Source organism: Chitinophaga sp., assembly GCF_035761305.1.
In the GTDB taxonomy this organism is placed as follows: Bacteria; Bacteroidota; Bacteroidia; order Chitinophagales; family Chitinophagaceae; genus Chitinophaga.
This window is the reverse complement of record NZ_DASTRI010000174.1, coordinates 20756-37652: the sequence shown is the minus strand read 5'-3', so window position 1 is coordinate 37652 and position 16897 is coordinate 20756. Positions and strand designations below refer to the sequence as shown.

Sequence of the window (16897 nt, the reverse complement as noted above, 5' to 3'; positions counted from 1 at the left end):
TAACATTTTCGTCAGGTAATACATCAATGAAAGCAAATCTCCTTCTTATCGCATAATCAATATGACCAACGGAACGATCCGCGGTATTCATTGTGCCAATTAAAAAAAGGTTTTTAGGCAGCATAATCTCTCTTTCCCCCTTATATTCATACATTGAAGTCACAAATTGGCTTCTGTATTCCAATGCATAAATAAGCTCACCCAAAACAGACGGCAAATTAGCTCTGTTTATTTCATCTATAATCAATACATAATTACCATTTGGATCATCTACCGCTTTCTGTGCAAAATCGGCTAATATTTTATTTTCTACCTGGTATGAAATAATCCCTTCTTCTGTGGTTTTAGCCACAATTCCCCTTACAAAATCCTCATAGGAGTATCCTGGATGAAATTGAATAACATCATACTCTCCGTTGGCCACGATACCATTTTTTACATCCACATTCTCTCCTGTTTTTATATTGAATTTCTCAAATAGAACCCTTGCAAATTCAAAACTGTTAATAGAACTATTGAATTGCCTTTTTCTATTAAGAAAAATCTCGTTTAATTTTTTATTCTTTTCAAATACATCCAATCCCTGAAAATCTTCCCGGAAGATTTTCAATGCGTTGTCAATCATCCTTTCGCTGTTTATAGGGAAATACTCATCAGGATAGTAGCTATTAAGCAATTTCAGCAAAAATCCAGCGCCAAAATATGCTACTGCTGTATCGGTTTTTTTTGTCTGAACCACCTCATAAAGTAAATCAGCAACTTTCTTCATCGCCTCGTTATTATCCTCTATGTCTTTTATAAATCCATGTTTACTATAGTCCTCCAGCTCTTTCTTCCAGAATATCAGGTAAGCACGGGCGCTGCCCGGAAAATAATAGCCCAGAGGTTTGAGCCCTCTTTCTATCCACCAGCAAAAGTTGTCCCTATCTCCTTTACCTGCACAATAGCTTTCTAAAGTAAGCCCATCAAGGCTATCTTTAGGAAACAGCTCATAAAAAGTATTGAGAAGCTTTTCATTGTTCTCTCTTGAGATTTTTATACCCTCCTCGTTTGGGTCGAATTTCTTAACAATGTCATCTATAATACTCTCCGGATCTCCTACTGCTCTTGATTTAATAAGGTCTTCAGCAATTATTTTCGCTAGTCTTGTTTTGCCTGTTCCCGGGGGGCCTTGCAGAATAATCTGATTTTTGTATTTGAGTAGATTTATACTATCGTCCTTAATCTTATTTGTCATATACATGATATGCCAGTTTATTATTATTTTGCTTGTAGCATTAGTCAAGTCCCTGCAAATAGAAAGTGTTCCTCTTGCCTGAGGTATGGAGAAATTGTAATCCTGTTTGTAAAAATCGAGTATTTCGACTTCCCTTCGGTGTGGAAACCAATCAAAGTTCTCATCAACGTTTTCTTCAAACCTGCAGTCACCTTTAACTTTCACCAATGCTATCGGGCTCGATCCATTTTTAACCACTACTATGTCCCCAATTTGCATTTCATTCCTAAACTGATCTATTGATTGTTGTCCCTCTTCCCATTCGTCAAGTCCAATTACAGATTTTTCTTTAAGAATGCCGATTACAATATCCTCAGAAAATGTATTCTTATCGTTGGGATGAAGCTGTATATGCCAATAATTCATTTAGCGTCTACTTTATTCTTTTAACTTTGCATTGTCCTGAAGTAAAACATAACACTTGTATAGAAATTATCAAATATATGAAAATTTAACGCATCTGTAATCCTTAACCATTAATCCCCTACCTTCCCAACAAATTTAACCCCAGGCCCAATCCCCTTTACCTCCTCTACACCCTTCTTCTTCTCACAAGCGCCGCCAACGCCCAATACCAGGCGCCAAAGATCATCCACCTGCCAACACCGCCCAATAGCTGGTTTGAATTCTCCGCGCTGGGCAAATGGCATAACAAGATATTAATAGTACCTACCTGCAAAGTAGCCGGCGATTTTCACCCGGCTTATTTTTTCATGGCAGATAGCACTGAGATCGAAAAAGGATTGGCCGATAGCGGCTATAGCATTCAGCTCGACAGCATCCGGCTGGATAGCCTTGCGTTCTACAACCGTATGCGCACCCTGCCTGGCTATGATGGCCTGGAAGCTATTGCTGTTAACGGCGATACTGCCTACTTATCGGCTGAAGCCGACCGCGATAGCTGCTACATCATAAAAGCATTGTTTTCAGCAGCACCGGGTCATATGCCGCAGCTCAATATCCTGCAAACAATATCTATTTCCAAACCGGCCGGCGCAGCCGGCAATGATGGTTATGAAAGCCTGGTGTACCTGGAAGACGACCACAAACTGCTGGCTGTTTTTGAACGCGCATTTAACGGCAGGCGTGTGGTGCATTGTATAAACGCGGATCTTTCGGGTGATGAAGCCATTGAAATCAACGATGCCGTGGGGCAACGGCTGCCAGAAGTATGTATTTATAATAACCTGCTGCTAGGCCTTGGCAGCAGCTATACGGATAACCGGCACCGGAACGACACCTGCTCCTCGCTGCTGGTCATTGATTTGCAAACCAGCAAACTATCGCACCTGCTGCCTGTTGCCAACAAACAATGCGGCGTTGTATGGGAAGGCATGGTCAAATTTCACAATGGTGTGCTGCTGGTCAACGACAACAGCAACGGCCCTAAAAAAGATCCCAGCATGCTGGCCTTCCTTCCTTTGAACGACGCCACCCTACCCAAAGCCGCAACCGAAGCTGCAAGCCAATAACAATAATAATCGCCACCAATGCCTACCCATTCACCGTGATCCAATCCGCAATTATCGCATTCACAATAATTTTCAAAGGCGCTTCCCACAAAAACGGAACAGGCAATGCACTGCTCTGCAGGGCCATAATTGTCCTTAATTATTAATTCTTAATTATTCATTATTTAATTACTCAAATGCCTTCCGGTACTGCAACGGCGTCATCCCTTTGATCTTATGGAACTGCTTATGGAAGTGCGCCAGGGTATTATACCCGCTTTCAAAGCAGATGGCCTCTACGGTTTTCTTGGTTTCCTGCAGCAGGTTACAGGCGCAGCCGATGCGTACTTCATTCAGGAAATCGATATAGGTTTTTTTGGTGCTGCGTTTAAAGTAGTTGCAGAATGCGGGTACGCTCATGCAGGCCAATTGGGCCACTTGTGAAAGTGAGATAGGGTCGCGGAAGTTATCGATGGTAAACTGGAACACGCGGTCCATGGTTTCGCGGTCTTTATGCTGGAAGGTTTTGATTGGCTGGGTAGATACCGGCGTATACGCTGCCTGTGCGGCAATCATTTCCAGGCATTCGCCCAACAGCAGGATGCGTTTAAACCCGCTGCAGTGCTCCAGCTCCTGCACCAGGGGAGCAAGGGTATGTTTAAGGGGAGCCTGCATTTTCAGTCCTTGTGAAGAGATGTCCAGCAGTTGGCGGATGTTACGGCTTTCCGGTAATTGCAGCAGGGTGCTGCCCCAGAAGTCTTCGCGGAACTGCACCACCACGGCGCTGGTAACCAGGTCCGGCGCGCGTTTCTGGAACGTATGGGGCAGGTTGGCGCCCAGGAAGTAAATATCGCCGGTTTCAAATTCTCCTACGTGGTTGCCTACAAATCCCAGCCCCGATCCTTCTGTAAAGAGGATCAGCTCATACTCAATATGCTGGTGCCACCCCACTTCAAAATGGGGTGTGCGGAAGGTCTTCGCCACAAACGACGTGCTTTCCGTCAGCGGTAATTTTTGCAACAGCGGTCGCATAGACAATGGGCAGATCAAATGTGCAAATGTGCAAATTTGCAGATGTGCAGATGATGAACACAAATGTGCAGATCAGGTATGCAGATGTGCAAACGTGCAAATGTGCAAATGATAAACACAAATGTGTAGATCAGATGTGCAGATATGCAGGCCTGCAGATGTGCAAATGATCAAACACAATGCAGATCAGATGTGCAGATATGCAAACGTTCAAATGATGAACACAATGCAGATCAAATGTGCAGATGATCAAACACCCTGCATAAACACAGATCAGACGTGCAAATAATAAATATGCGCAAATGAAAACGTGCCACTACATTCCATACAGCATTCATGGGGCCAGGCAACACGGCCCTGGTTGCACACTGCGCAGCCGGCAGGTCCGGGTTACGAACCTTGGCCGCCGTGACACGACAGGCAGCAGCTCAATGTGCTTCTGCTGCCTGTCCGCTTGCCTCCGCCCCATAGCGCCCCAAACAGGCGGGCGCAGTTCGTACCCGGACTTGCCGGCAAAGCAACCCAGGGCAAAGCAACCAGCAAAAGCACTCAAGCAAAAGCACTCAAGCGAAGCAAACCGGAAAAACGCTAAAACCACCTCTCCATTCATCTGCATATCTGCACATCTAAATTGCACTATTTTAGTGCAATTTATCGTTTCCTCCCCTGATCTCAATTAAAATAATTTACTTTTTGTATAATAAAATGGAACCCCGCCCCTGCCCAATCCGCTAACTTTATCAACGTAACACCAACAATTAAAAACCTGCAATCTGCATAGCTGCAAATCTAATCATTTGCATAGCTGCATATTTGCACATCCGCACATTTGAATCATGCCTGTTTCCACGTTACCAGCCACACCGCCGGCCATTGCAACGCCGGTAAATCACCGCTTCATCATCCTGGTGAGCGCCGTAGCTGCTTTAGGCGGGCTGCTGTTTGGTTTTGATACAGCAATTATCTCCGGCGCCATCCCGTATATCACGGCTTACTTCCATCTCAATGAATTTTCCCTCGGGTGGACGGTGAGCGTGTTGCTGACCGGCTGCGCCGCAGGCGCGCTGGTAGCCGGTGTGCTGGCAGACAAGTACGGCCGCCGTGCGGTGCTCATGGCCTGTGCGGTGCTGTTCGCGGTTTCAGGTATTGGCGCAGGGCTTTCACAGCACCTGTATGCGCTGATCATATTCCGCTTCATCGGCGGTTTGGGAGTAGGCGCGGCCGCTATGGTATCGCCCATGTATATTGCCGAAATAGCGCCCGCAGCGTGGCGCGGCCGGCTGGTAGCCTGCTACCAGCTGGCCATTGTGTTTGGCATACTGCTGGCCTATTTATCCAATTACCTGTTAGATGGTACCGGCGCCAATAACTGGCGGTGGATGTTTGCCTCGCAGGCGTTCCCTTCCCTGCTGTTCTGGCTCATGCTGCTGGCCGTGCCTGAAACACCCCGGTGGCTTATGAAAAAAGGCCGTAAAAAAGACGCCATGCGCATCCTGGTCAAAACATCCGGCAGCCTTGCTGCGGGCGATGAAGTAATGGCCATCGAGAATAGTTTTTACCAACAAGTTGATACCCCCCTGAAACTGCTGTTCACGGCTGCCTACCGCCCGGTGTTAGTCACGGGTATATTGGTGGCCGTGTTCCAGCAGGTCACCGGTATTAACGCCATCCTGTATTATGCCCCGGTTATCTTTAAGGAAATGGGGCTCAATACCTCGTCGTCCATGCTGCAAACCATTGGTATTGGTTTGGTGAATGTGATCGCCACTTTCATCGCTATTGGCCTGGTAGATAAGGTAGGCCGTAAAAGGTTCCTGCTGGCCGGCAGCTGTGTAATGGGCATTACGCTCCTTATTGTAGCCACGTGCTTCCGGTATAAATACTTCGACAATTACATTGTACTCATTGGTATGCTGGCCTATGTAGCGGCTTTTGGCTGCACCCTGGGCGCGGTTACCTGGGTGTACCTGTCGGAGATATTTCCCAACCGCATCCGCGGCCTGGCCATGTCCATTGCTACGCTGGCCTTGTGGCTGGCCGATTTTGTGGTAGCAGGCAGCTTCCCGGTAATGACAAAGCACCTGGGCACGCCCCTCACCCTGTTCTGCTATGCAGTGCTGTGCGCCATTGCGTTCGTGTATATGCTGCTGAAAGTAAAGGAAACCAAAGGTCGCTCCCTGGAAGAAATAGAGCACCTGTTTATCAAACCATCTCAAACACAACAACCATGATCACACAGGAAAATATCCGGCAGTACCAGGAACAGGGTTACCTGGTAGTTCCCAACCTGCTGTCACCAGCTGAAATTGCGGCCCTTAAAAAAGAAACCGCCGCCATATTCCGTGGTGAGCGCGGGCATATAGAAGGTATGGTATCGGTAGATGAAAATGAGCCCGACGATGAAGTGCTCAAAAAATACGTGGCCATCCACTTCCCGCACAAGATCTCGAAGGTGATATACAACTACCTTTTTCACCGGGATATTGTAAACATCCTTACGCAGATCGTAAGTCCTAATATGAAATGCATGCAGTCCATGCTGTTCGTGAAAGCGCCCGGCAAGGCGGGGCAGTCGTGGCACCAGGATGAGTACTACATTCCCACGCGCGATAAATCCCTCATAGGCGTATGGATAGCCATCGACGATGCCACGGTAGATAACGGCTGCCTCTGGATCATTCCCGGCAGGCCGGGCTACATTATGCCGCGGGTAAAGAACAGCTCTCCGGAATATGCCGATGTAGATACCATCGACATCACCCCTTATGAAAACGAAAAAATGCCGGTGGAAGTAAAAAGCGGCTCTGTGGTTTTCTTTAACGGCTATACGCTGCACAGCTCTTTGCGCAATAAAACGAAAGACTGCTTCCGTACGGCGCTGGTAAACCATTATATGAGCGCGGAGTCTATGCTGCCCTGGGACCAGGACGGCCACCTGCCGCCCACCGAAGACCTCCGCGATATTGTAATGGTAGCCGGCGAAGATCCATATGCTTACAAAGGCACGGTAGCCGCCAACAAGCCTTACCTGCGCCCCGAAGTGCTCAAAATCAAAACCGGTTTATGATGCCTGTGTCCATTCAATTCTTTTGTCCCCGCTGGGGCTCGGAGCATTTCTCCTGGGAGGAGTTTTGCATAAACGTAAAAAACGAAGGCTACAACGGTATAGAATATGCCATCCCGCATACCGCCACCAATAAAGAGCTGGATGCCGCCTGGAATGCCGCCGCCAAACACGGCCTGCTGATGCTGCCCCAGCACTTTGATACCTATACGGCCGATTTCTCCGCCCATTACGACGCTTACTGCGCCTGGCTGCAGCGAATCAAAGCCTATAAGCCGTTTAAGGTGAACTCACAAACCGGCAAAGACTTTTTCTCCTTTGAGCAGAACAGGCAGCTCATTGATGCCGCCGCTGCCAGCGGCGTGCCCGTGGTGCACGAAACGCACCGCAACAAGTTTTCCTATGCGGCGCACGTAACGCAGGTGTACCTCCAAAAAATACCGCACCTGCAGCTTACGCTGGATGCTTCGCACTGGGTATGCGTGGCGGAGAGCTACCTGGATGATCAGCCGGTTGCCATGCAGCTGGCCATTGAGCGCACCGCGCACATACATGCCCGTGTAGGCTATCCCGAAGGTCCGCAGGTGCCCGATCCCCGCGCTGCCGAATGGCAGGAGGCCCTGGAAAGGCACCTCCACTGGTGGGATAAGGTGGTGCAGCGCATAGCGCTGCAAAGCCCCGGCGCTGCATTAACCATCAGCCCGGAGTTTGGCCCGTTTCCCTACATGGTGCACCTGCCCGGCACCGGCCGCGCGGTTACAGATCAGTGGGAGGTGAACAGTTATATGATGCATTTATTAAGAACAAGATATTCACTGGATAATGAATCGGTATCTAAGGCGCACATGGCTCCTCCTGCTTTGTAATATATCCGTACACGTTATGGCCCAGTCCCCGGCCGTTCAGGAAAATAAAAGCGCGTCCCTGCCGGCCTACAGGAATACCGCGCTGCCCGTGCAGCAGCGCGTGGCCGACCTGCTGGCCCGTATGACGCTGCCCGAAAAAATAGCGCAGGTACGCAGCATGCACTTCGGCCGCCCGGTTATCGACGATGCCATGCAGGCCAACGCCTTTAAAATGGACTCCATGTTCCGCTACGGCATGGGCATGATGAACCCCGATTTCAAGGCCACTGCCGCACAAACCATTCACCGCCGCAATGCACTGCAGCAATGGCTGCGGAAAAATACCCGTTTAGGTATTCCCGTAATTTTCCTGGATGAAGCCCATCACGGCCTGCTGGCCCCCGGCGCCGACGCCTTCCCGCACAGCATCGGCTTTGGCTGCTCATGGGACACCGCGCTGATTGAAAAGGTGTACGGTTACATCAGCCGCGAATGCCGCTCCAAAGGCACCGACCTGGTGCTGGCGCCCATCGTGGACGTATGCCGCGATCCCCGCTGGGGCCGTACCGGCGAAACCTTTGGCGAAGATCCCTACCTGTGCGGCGTATTGGGCAGCGCCGTGGTAAAAGGCTTCCAGGGCAGCGGCAACGGCAGGGTAATGCCCGGCCATGTAGGCGCCTGCCTGAAAACATTTACCGGCCATGGCGGCTCCGAAGGCGCCAACAACCAGGGGCCTGCGAATGTTTCCATCCGTAACCTGAGGGAGATACACATGGAATCCTTCCGCCTGGCCATTAACCGTTCCAAACCAACCGCGCTCATGGCCTCTTATTGCGAGGTAGATGATATACCATCGCATGCCAATAAATGGCTGCTCACCGATGTGCTGCGCAACGAGTGGAAGTTTAACGGTGTGGTGGTGTCCGACTGGTTTGCCATTGACCAGCTGTGGCAAAAGCACGGCGTGGCCGCAGATACCAGATCAGCCGCCCTGCTGGCCTTTAATGCCGGCGTTACGGTTGATCTGCCCTATGGCATCAACTACAGCACACTGGAACAGCAGGTAAAGGAAGGAACGCTGCCGGTGAAAGATCTCGACAGCGCCGTGGCGCTGGTGCTTCGCCTGAAATTTAACCTGGGGTTGTTTGAACAGGACACAGCCTCGCTGCAGAAGGCGGAACAGCTTATGGCTACCAACGAAGGCACAAAGCTGGCGCTGGAAGCCGCGGAAAAATCAATGGTGCTGTTAAAGAACGAAAACAACTTTTTACCCATCCGCAAGGACCAATATAAGAAGATCGCCGTTATAGGCCCCTGCGCCGCGGTGAACTACCTGGGCGACTATTCCGGCATTCCCCGCCACAATGTTTCGTTGTTACAGGGCCTGCGCAACAAGGTAGGAGATCAATGCGAAATACTGTATGCCCCCGGTGTACAGCTCACCACCAATGGCGACACCATCAGCCATAATAACTACCAGTATATTGATACGGCGCAATTCCCTGCGCCGGAAGCCAACCGCCGCCTGATAGCCGAAGCAGTGGAAGTGGCCAAACAGGCCGACTTTATCATTGTAGCGGTAGGCGAAAACGAGCAGCTGGGCCGCGAAGCCTGGGCCAACCACCCCGGCGATGAAACCGACTTAAACCTCCAGAGCCAGCAGGACGAGCTGGTGCAGGCAATCATGGCCACCGGCAAGCCCACTATGGTGTACCTGGCGCACGGCCGCCCATTGGCCATTAACTGGATCGCCCAAAACGTGCCTGCCATCATCGACGGCTGGTTCACCGGCGAAGAAGCCGGCAATGCCTTTGCCAACATCCTCTTTGGCGACGTAAATCCTTCGGGTAAGCTTACCATCAGTTACCCCCGCTCCGCGGGCCAGGTACCGGTGTACTATAACCACAAGCCCAGCGCGCAGTTTTTCCCCTACCTGCGGGAAAGCAACCTGCCCCTGTACCCCTTCGGCTATGGGCTAAGCTATACCACTTTCCGCTACAGTGCGCCAAAGGTATCATCCCCGGTAATGAAAAAAGACAGCAGTGTAACCGTTACCGTAAATGTTACCAACACCGGCCGCCGTGCCGGCGATGAAATTGTGCAGCTCTATGTTCATAAAAAGATCGCCACGGTTACCAGGCCGGTAAAAGAGCTGAAGGATTTTGCCCGCATCCCGCTGCAGCCGGGTGAAACCAAAACAGTGGCGTTTAAATTAGACCGCTCTAAAATAGCGTATTGGAATAAGGACATGCAGTACGGCGTAGAACCAGGAGTGGTAGAGGTAATGACAGGGCCGGGAAGTACGGAGGTGCAAACAGCAAATATAAGTGTAGAATAAATAATAAGAAGATCAGGTAGTACATCAGGATCAAAATCGTGTAATATTATGTAGAAGCAGACACACAACCAATCATTGGAAATTTTGCCCGTATACCTGTAACTGGTATCAGTAGCCGCTCTCTCATACAACGGCCGGCTTGCCACGGCAAACCAATAAACAGGAGTAGTCTTGCATTGTGTTAATCAGATGTTATGAGTACGGCTCAAAAAAACAGGCCTGGCCGGCTGTCAACAGTGGCTTATTGGATATTGTGCATCATATTTTTTACGCTTTGCACGGCAACTTTTTTTGACCTCATACCCGATTTCCGGGACATAGGCACCGCGCTTACATTCCTCTTCGGTTTCATCACCCTCTTCATAAGCCTCTTCCCCAAACACAATACTACGCGCCCCGGCGTGGCATTCCTGGTCGTGGTCGTGCTTTTGATATTCAGCCGCAGCACCTTTAAGCTAAACGACAAGCTGGTAGCTGAAATGGAAGCGTCTATTAAAGAAATGGATAAACCGTACAACGAAAGCCCGGTTTATTACAATCCGTATGACCGCAACCGTGCTTTAAACAATCATTATGACTCACTGGCCGAAGCGGCACTGGACGAAAATTTCATCAGGACCTGCGTTTTCCGGAAAGCTTACCGCAGGAAGCTGAACGACTACACGAAGGAGCTAAAGCAACAGCGCCTGCAGCAACAGGTAACCTACACGGAATCCGGCTTTGGGCAGGCAACGGTTTCACTGCCGCCCGACAAAATGCAGATCATTGAAATGCAGGAAGAAGACACCACCCAACGCATTGTTAACCGGGAAAAGGTGCAGGATATGGGTCAGCTGTGCAGCGCCGCCCAGGCCGCGGTAGACCAAACCGGGCTGGTGATCTTTAAAGCCATCACCTGCGGCTCACCCCACCGGTTCGATATGCGCTGGGCGCTCCGCTCTTTTGAACAAAATGCAATGGTGAGCACCAACGGCATCGGCGTTCCTGTTTCAAAATGGGACTTAAACATCAATGAGTGGCTGCAAAACCTGGTAACACAGGCAAACAGCACGGGCGCTGATGAAGCCAAAGCTGCATTCCGGCCCACCATCATACAGGAGAAAATGATCACCCCCGATCCGGGTAATGAATTTGGTTACAGGATTGTTCTTCCCCGCACCTCCATTGCCTGGCTGAAAACAAACAGCAGCGTGCCTGTTACAGCCATCATCGTTACGGAGCTTTTCATATCCTGCTACCGGAACCAAGCAGGCGATTATGTGGCGGTAATAACCAGGATGAATATACTAAATACCAAACCGTATAACCATGCAACGGGCTTACTGGCTATTTAGCATAGGGGTGCTATGCATATGCGGCAGTTTGCCTGCCTATGCGCGGCAGGCCCCGCAGCCGGTGCCGGAAAATATCTATAAGGTTGTTTTTGCGCCTTACAGCGCTTTTTACGAAAGCTTTAACAACGGGCAAATGCCGGGCAATAACCAGGTGCAGGCGTTTCTTGATTTGTTTGCAGGAGATAAGATAGTGGCCAACGACATCCGGTATGTGCCGGGGCACAGCACCTACACCATGAACAGGGAAGATTACGTAATGATGCTGCAGGCATTATTCGACAGGAAAAACGTTAAACGGTGGACAGATCCCGTATTCACTTTCCCGCCCGCCGCTGAAATACTGTATGCAGCCGACCCGGTAAACAGCCGGTATGGCTATCTCTATTTTCAACGAAGCTTTCACTATAAAGAAGATGGAAAGCCCCGGGAAAGAGATACCTGCATCCGCCTGAAAATAGAAAACGGGCCGGATGGCTACCTGGTTACAGGAACATCATTGTATCCCATGCCGCAGCTGCCCGCCATTGCAGCCACAGACACCACCGCCGCTGTTGCTCCACAGGAGCCTGCACAGACACAGGCACAGGCGCCGGCTATCGCACAGGAGGAAGCACGCTCCTCCCCTCCTGCAATGGCCCGGAGGGTATTTGAACGTCCTCCCGCCCGCATGTATAACCCGCCATCCTCCACAGCCTATGCAAGGCGCAGCAGCAGCCAAAGCGATGCCTGCCTGGGCCTCATGCTCAACCTCGATGCCGGCTGGACGCTCAACCTCGCCAACACCGCTTACAATAACGGCAGCTTTACAGGCAGCAGCAACCTGCAATACAAAGGGAATATATATACGAATGGACTGGTGGCCAACGCGGCGCTTACCTTTCATTTTATTAAAGTGCTGGCAGTAGGTGCAGGCGGCATGCTGATCCGCAACCGGCAGCACCCGGACTATCTTTACCAGGCCACATCCGGCTTTTTGCATGAAGCGCAGCTCAGCTATAACGGGCTTAGGGTTACCGCCACGCAGCAAAACCATTGGGGCCTGTACGGCCAGCTGGCATTCTCCGACTATAAAAAGCAGCATGCCTTTCAGCTGGCGCCCACCGTTATGTATGCGCTTCCCCTCCCAGGTAACGATGTAACAATAGCGGTAGCCGCTGAAAACCGCAGCTATGAAAGCACGCTTTCTTTCGCCACCAGACCGTACTTCCTGTACGGCGGCTTTGCATCATACGAGCTGTGGCTGGCGCGGGGAGCGTTTGGCCTGTCGTTCAAGGGCTTTTACTTTATAGGGCAGCCGGCATATGACAAACCGGAGCAAACCCTTCGCCTGGGCCAGCATGCATTTCCTGTAACCATTCCCCGCAAACCGGTACAGGTAACCGGCGCCGCTTTGGGCGTAAAGTTTTATTTGTTAAGAAGCAGGACGCTGAAAGAAGCGGAGTAGCATTAGCGGCCCGCTTATAGCTCGTCAGCTGCCTGCATGGCTGCTGCCAGCAATGTTTGTTCCGCCAGCCGTAATGGTGTAAATATGGCTGAGTAATATCCCAGGAAATAGAATGCAATCAGTGGAATGCCTGCCAGGCAATCAAAAGCATAATACAGGATAATATCATTGAGTGGGAGAAATACCAGCTGCAGCAAATGTTGCCGCACCAATATCAATGTTTCACCTGGCAAATTCATTGAACAGCCAGAGCGAAACATAAAGGAACAGCAGCTGCTGCAGCGTGATCTTTACTTGCTGCTCAGCTGTTAAGAAGCGGAGAACCAGGGCAAATAAAAAAAGCGGGGCATAGATCCTCAGGTGGAAAAAGAAGCTGTAATAGTATTGCGTTAGCCTGTTAAGCTCGGAGCTGTTTATTAAAAAGGCGCTCGCCCTGAACAGGATGTAATCTGCTACACATGCTACCACCAGGCATAAGGTCAGCATGGAAAACTCCTTCAGGGTTACATACCTGAAATGTTTTAGCGACAGCACTCTCGAATGAGCGTCTTTGCCAGGCTGCTTTATTAATAGCAATGAGAATAAAGACACCAGGTAAATGAACACTGTTTTGGTAAGGTCCGACAGTATATATGCGTTTGGCTTACTGTAACGCTGGAAAAAATAGCTGAGCAGGTCCATCACACGGTAAAGCCCGGCCCTTTCAAAATTGCTGAAGGCAAAAAGCAGCGCGGCTGCGGCAAAGCAAACAGCGGAAAACATACAGGCAATACCAAAGGTTTGTTTGAAATACTTTTCGTAAACATCCACAAAATCTGTCAGCTGGGCTTTTAAAAAGGCGGTAAAGGTCATAGGTATAATTTTACGGGTTAAATAGCCGCAGATGCGGCAAAGTATAGAGATGTCCCTTCTTCGGGCGGCAATATAAGCAATATGCCCTTGCCTTTTGTTACTTTTTATTTAGTTGACAAACCAACTATTTTTTGTAAATTTGTCAACAACTTGTTATTTATGGAACATTTCCCCGAAAGGCTTAAATCTGCCCGTAAAATGAAAGGATGGTCCTTACAGGATCTTGCAGATGGCATGGCAAATGCCGTTACCAAACAGGCATTAAACAAGTATGAAGCAGGTGTAATGAAACCTTCCGGCGAAGTATTGCTGCAGCTGGCAAAAGCCCTGGAAGTGCCGCCGGCCTATTTTATGCGGCCGTCTTCCATACAGCTGCCCGCCGTTGAGTTCAGGAAAAAGGCGGCGTTATCTGCAAAGCACATTGAAAGCATTAAAGAAAAGGTGAAACATTTTCTTGAACGCTACCTCGAAGTAGAAGCGCTCCTGAATATCAAAAGCGCCTTTCATAACCCCGTGCGCAACATACCGGTATCGCAACCCGCCGATGTTGATAATGTTGTGGAAAAAATAATCGCCAAATGGGATCTGGGTTACGATGCAATTCCGAATGTAATAGAGATGCTGGAAGACAAAGGTATACGGGTAATGGAAATTGACGCCCCCGATGAATTTGATGGCCTGAGCGCCTGCGTGGGCAATATCCCGGTAGTGGTGTTAAACAATGCCTACACCGTAGAGCGCAAACGCTTTACTGCCCTGCATGAGTTAGGCCATCTGCTGCTGAATATACAGCAAGGTGCCGATAAAGAAAAAATCTGCCACGCATTTGCGGGCGCCATGCTGCTGCCGGGTAATTGCCTGGAAACCCTGATCGGTAAAAAGCGTACCAATATTGCTCCCGGAGAGCTGGTAAGCATAAAAGAGCAGTTCGGCATCTCCGTGCAGGCCATCATGATGCGGGCATTGCATAAAGGCATTATTAACAAATCCGCTGCTGTACGTTTCTGGCAGTCTATGGCAAAAAACAAAAAAGAATCAGGCTTAGGCGCCTACCCCGGCAAAGAAAAATCATACCGTTTCGATCACCTTGTTTTCCGGCTGGCCGCCGAAGATATTGTGAGCATGAGCAAAGCAGCCAGCCTTGCAGGCATAAAGCTGGCGGCATTCCGGGAAAAGCTGGATGCCTTTGAAGAATAAAAGTTAAACCCTAAATGAACCAGATTGCCATTCAGGATGCGAATATCTTAATCGATTTATTGGCCATTGGAATGTTCGACCATTGTCTTGCTGCTGCCTGTCAGTTTATAACAACGGATATTATATTGGCAGAATTATACGAGCACCAGGTTGACCTCATCCAACCGTATATTCATTCCGGTAGATTTTCCGTTATCGCCATAACGGCAGAAGAGCTGCTTGAAATCCAGTCTTTATCGCTGGAAGATGAAAGACTGTCTATACAGGATTGGTCAGCCTTTTTTTATGCAGATAAACTAGGCGCTCTTCTTATGACAGGCGATAAAAGACTGAGGACCATGGCTGAAGCGAAAGGCGTAAAGGTTTGTGGTACTTTGCGCTTATTTGATGACCTTGTCAGCAATGGTATTATCTCTGAGGAACAGGCATGCAGCTTCCTGCAGCACCTTTTACGCGTTAACAGGCGCCTTCCTGCAAACGAGTGCAATTCAAGAATGGCTAAATGGTGCCTACCCTTTCTCTCCTACACCAATCACCGATAACCCCACCTTATTCATCGTCACCTTATCCGCTATCCTGAACAATGGCACCAGCTTGTTATAGAACTTCAGCTGGTCGGCCGGCAATGTTTTCCTGCGCATAATGGTGCCGGACCAGAACCACCCGAATATCCCGGCAAAATTGAAATGCCAGGTACGCAGCACATGAAATCCCTGGCTTTCCAGCAGCTGGCGCAGCGAAGCGCGGGTGTACCGCCGGTAGTGTTCCAGCTCGCGGTCAAACCCGTTGTACAGGGTTTGGTAAGCCGGCACCAGGATAATTACCCGTCCGCCGGGCGCCAGCAGTTTGTAGCAGTTGGCAATGGCCTGCTGGTGGTCTTTTATATGTTCCACCACATTTAAGGCAAATACGGTATTGAACTGACCAACCAGCTGGGGGCAGGTATTTTCCAGGCCGGGCGTGGCCAGGTCCAGCTGCAGCACGGCCTTTACGAGGGGCTGCTGTGCAAACTTTTGCTGCAGCATCCGGCAATAGTCTATGGTATAATCGCTTACATACAGGGGTATTTTATGCTGTACAAAACACGCGGATATATTACCGATGCCGCTGCCTATTTCCAGGATGGGTGTTTTCACGTATGGATGTATGGAATCAAACATCCATTGGTTCAGTCTTTCGGCAACGCTCAGGTTTTCCAGGGTAGATAATCCTACTTCCGCAGGGTTCATGGTGGGAGAATCGATCATGATCAACAATTTTATGTTTAACAATACATATGTTTGCCAATACAGTAGTACAACAGGATGCTGCCTCCGTATTAAAGGAGGCAGCAGGTCTTAAAAGCAATCACCATAAGCTGGTTGCCAGGGAATAAAGGTTAACAGGTATTATGTTGTAAAGATGCATGGAATCGGCTGCTTCGGCAGTAGACAAACAGCTCTTTCAGGGAGGAAAAAAGGCTTTGCATCCATCGGGGCAAACCGGGATGAACCCGTTAAAATAGTTTAGTTTTTTAATAGTAAAGTGGAACCTCCGGCCCTGCCGGCACTTTAATTTTACCTTTTAAGCCGCATGATAAGCATCACACTACAACCATCCCGGGCCAACAATCTGCCTCAATCCATCAACCGGTACCAGCCAACGGGCGCAATCAACCGGCGCAATCATCCGGCACTATCAACAGGTACAACACACAACAAACCGGCATGTATCAATCAACCGGTATCAATCAACCAATACCAATCCATGGGCGCAACCACCGGCATTATCATCCGGCATTATCATCCGGCATTATCAACAGGCGGGCAATCAACCAGCGGCAATCCATCAATCCATGGGGCAAAAGCAACCAAAACAACCAACACAAGCAACACAAACGAACAAGCAACGCAACCAAAACAAGCAACACAAGCAAACAAAACAAACAACATCTATACTCAAAACAACATTCATACAGCCAGGCGCTACTGCCCTTTATTGCACACCGCGATGCCGGCAGGTCCGGGTTACGAACCTTGGCCGGCGTGACACAACCGGCAATGGCCCAATAAGATTCCCCTGTCC

The 16897-nt window shown here is 49.6% G+C and carries 15 protein-coding genes; 10 read left to right on the top strand and 5 right to left on the bottom strand.

Features of this window, described 5'->3' with window-relative positions:
- A partial coding sequence (locus tag VFS25_RS14945) for an AAA family ATPase (protein WP_326462966.1) occupies nt 1-1642 on the bottom strand: 1642 nt, incomplete at its 3' end.
- Nucleotides 1643-1989: 347 nt separating this feature from the next.
- Between VFS25_RS14945 and VFS25_RS14940 the strand changes: the two genes are divergently transcribed.
- Entirely contained in the window at nt 1990-2748 is a 759-nt protein-coding gene (locus tag VFS25_RS14940; protein ID WP_326462965.1) for a hypothetical protein, read from the top strand.
- Nucleotides 2749-2916: 168 nt separating this feature from the next.
- Here VFS25_RS14940 and VFS25_RS14935 read toward each other — a convergent pair whose 3' ends face one another.
- Nucleotides 2917-3747 (bottom strand): AraC family transcriptional regulator, encoded by an 831-nt coding sequence (locus tag VFS25_RS14935; RefSeq protein WP_326462964.1) that lies wholly within the window; start codon nt 3745-3747, stop codon nt 2917-2919.
- Between the two features lie 848 nt (nt 3748-4595).
- Here VFS25_RS14935 and VFS25_RS14930 point away from each other — a divergent pair.
- The 6 genes from VFS25_RS14930 to VFS25_RS14905 all read left to right on the top strand — a co-directional run bounded on the left by VFS25_RS14930 (nt 4596) and on the right by VFS25_RS14905 (nt 12784).
- Entirely contained in the window at nt 4596-5990 is a 1395-nt protein-coding gene (locus tag VFS25_RS14930) for a sugar porter family MFS transporter (RefSeq protein ID WP_326462963.1), read from the top strand.
- Nucleotides 5987-6826 (top strand): phytanoyl-CoA dioxygenase family protein, encoded by an 840-nt coding sequence (locus tag VFS25_RS14925; RefSeq protein ID WP_326462962.1) that lies wholly within the window; start codon nt 5987-5989, stop codon nt 6824-6826. The genes VFS25_RS14930 and VFS25_RS14925 overlap by 4 nt, the downstream gene beginning before the upstream one ends.
- 5 nt (nt 6827-6831) lie before the next feature.
- On the top strand, nt 6832-7689 hold the full coding sequence (locus tag VFS25_RS14920) for a sugar phosphate isomerase/epimerase (protein ID WP_326462961.1): 858 nt from the start codon (nt 6832-6834) through the stop codon (nt 7687-7689).
- A 16-nt stretch (nt 7690-7705) separates the two neighbouring features.
- The gene (locus VFS25_RS14915; protein ID WP_326462960.1) at nt 7706-10006 is read left to right on the top strand and encodes a glycoside hydrolase family 3 C-terminal domain-containing protein; all 2301 of its coding nucleotides are present in this window, start codon (nt 7706-7708) and stop codon (nt 10004-10006) included.
- Nucleotides 10007-10200: 194 nt separating this feature from the next.
- Nucleotides 10201-11340, top strand: coding sequence for a hypothetical protein (locus tag VFS25_RS14910; protein WP_326462959.1), 1140 nt, complete (start codon nt 10201-10203; stop codon nt 11338-11340).
- A complete protein-coding gene (locus VFS25_RS14905) occupies nt 11315-12784 on the top strand; it encodes a hypothetical protein (RefSeq protein ID WP_326462958.1) in 1470 nt (489 codons plus the stop codon). Before VFS25_RS14910 ends, VFS25_RS14905 begins: the two co-directional genes overlap by 26 nt.
- A gap of 14 nt (nt 12785-12798) precedes the next feature.
- Here VFS25_RS14905 and VFS25_RS14900 read toward each other — a convergent pair whose 3' ends face one another.
- Together VFS25_RS14900 and VFS25_RS14895 are read right to left on the bottom strand one after the other, a co-directional pair.
- Nucleotides 12799-12993, bottom strand: coding sequence for a hypothetical protein (locus VFS25_RS14900; protein ID WP_326462957.1), 195 nt, complete (start codon nt 12991-12993; stop codon nt 12799-12801).
- Between the two features lie 13 nt (nt 12994-13006).
- Nucleotides 13007-13636, bottom strand: a complete 630-nt coding sequence (locus VFS25_RS14895) for a hypothetical protein (RefSeq protein WP_326462956.1) — start codon at nt 13634-13636, stop codon at nt 13007-13009.
- A 159-nt stretch (nt 13637-13795) separates the two neighbouring features.
- Here VFS25_RS14895 and VFS25_RS14890 point away from each other — a divergent pair, with 159 nt between their 5' ends.
- Both VFS25_RS14890 and VFS25_RS14885 read left to right on the top strand, forming a co-directional pair.
- On the top strand, nt 13796-14833 hold the full coding sequence (locus tag VFS25_RS14890) for an XRE family transcriptional regulator (protein WP_326462955.1): 1038 nt from the start codon (nt 13796-13798) through the stop codon (nt 14831-14833).
- 14 nt (nt 14834-14847) lie between these two features.
- The gene (locus VFS25_RS14885; RefSeq protein ID WP_326462954.1) at nt 14848-15375 is read left to right on the top strand and encodes a hypothetical protein; all 528 of its coding nucleotides are present in this window, start codon (nt 14848-14850) and stop codon (nt 15373-15375) included.
- Here the strand turns inward: VFS25_RS14885 and VFS25_RS14880 are convergent.
- Nucleotides 15343-16080 carry a class I SAM-dependent methyltransferase gene (locus tag VFS25_RS14880; RefSeq protein WP_326462953.1) on the bottom strand — a complete coding sequence of 246 codons (738 nt, stop codon included), beginning with the start codon at nt 16078-16080 and terminating at the stop codon, nt 15343-15345. The two genes, VFS25_RS14885 and VFS25_RS14880, sit on opposite strands and share 33 nt — an antisense overlap.
- 325 nt (nt 16081-16405) lie before the next feature.
- On the opposite strand from VFS25_RS14880, the gene VFS25_RS14875 reads away from it, so the two are divergent.
- Nucleotides 16406-16861, top strand: coding sequence for a hypothetical protein (locus VFS25_RS14875; protein ID WP_326462952.1), 456 nt, complete (start codon nt 16406-16408; stop codon nt 16859-16861).
- The last annotated feature ends 36 nt before the right edge of the window (nt 16862-16897 follow it).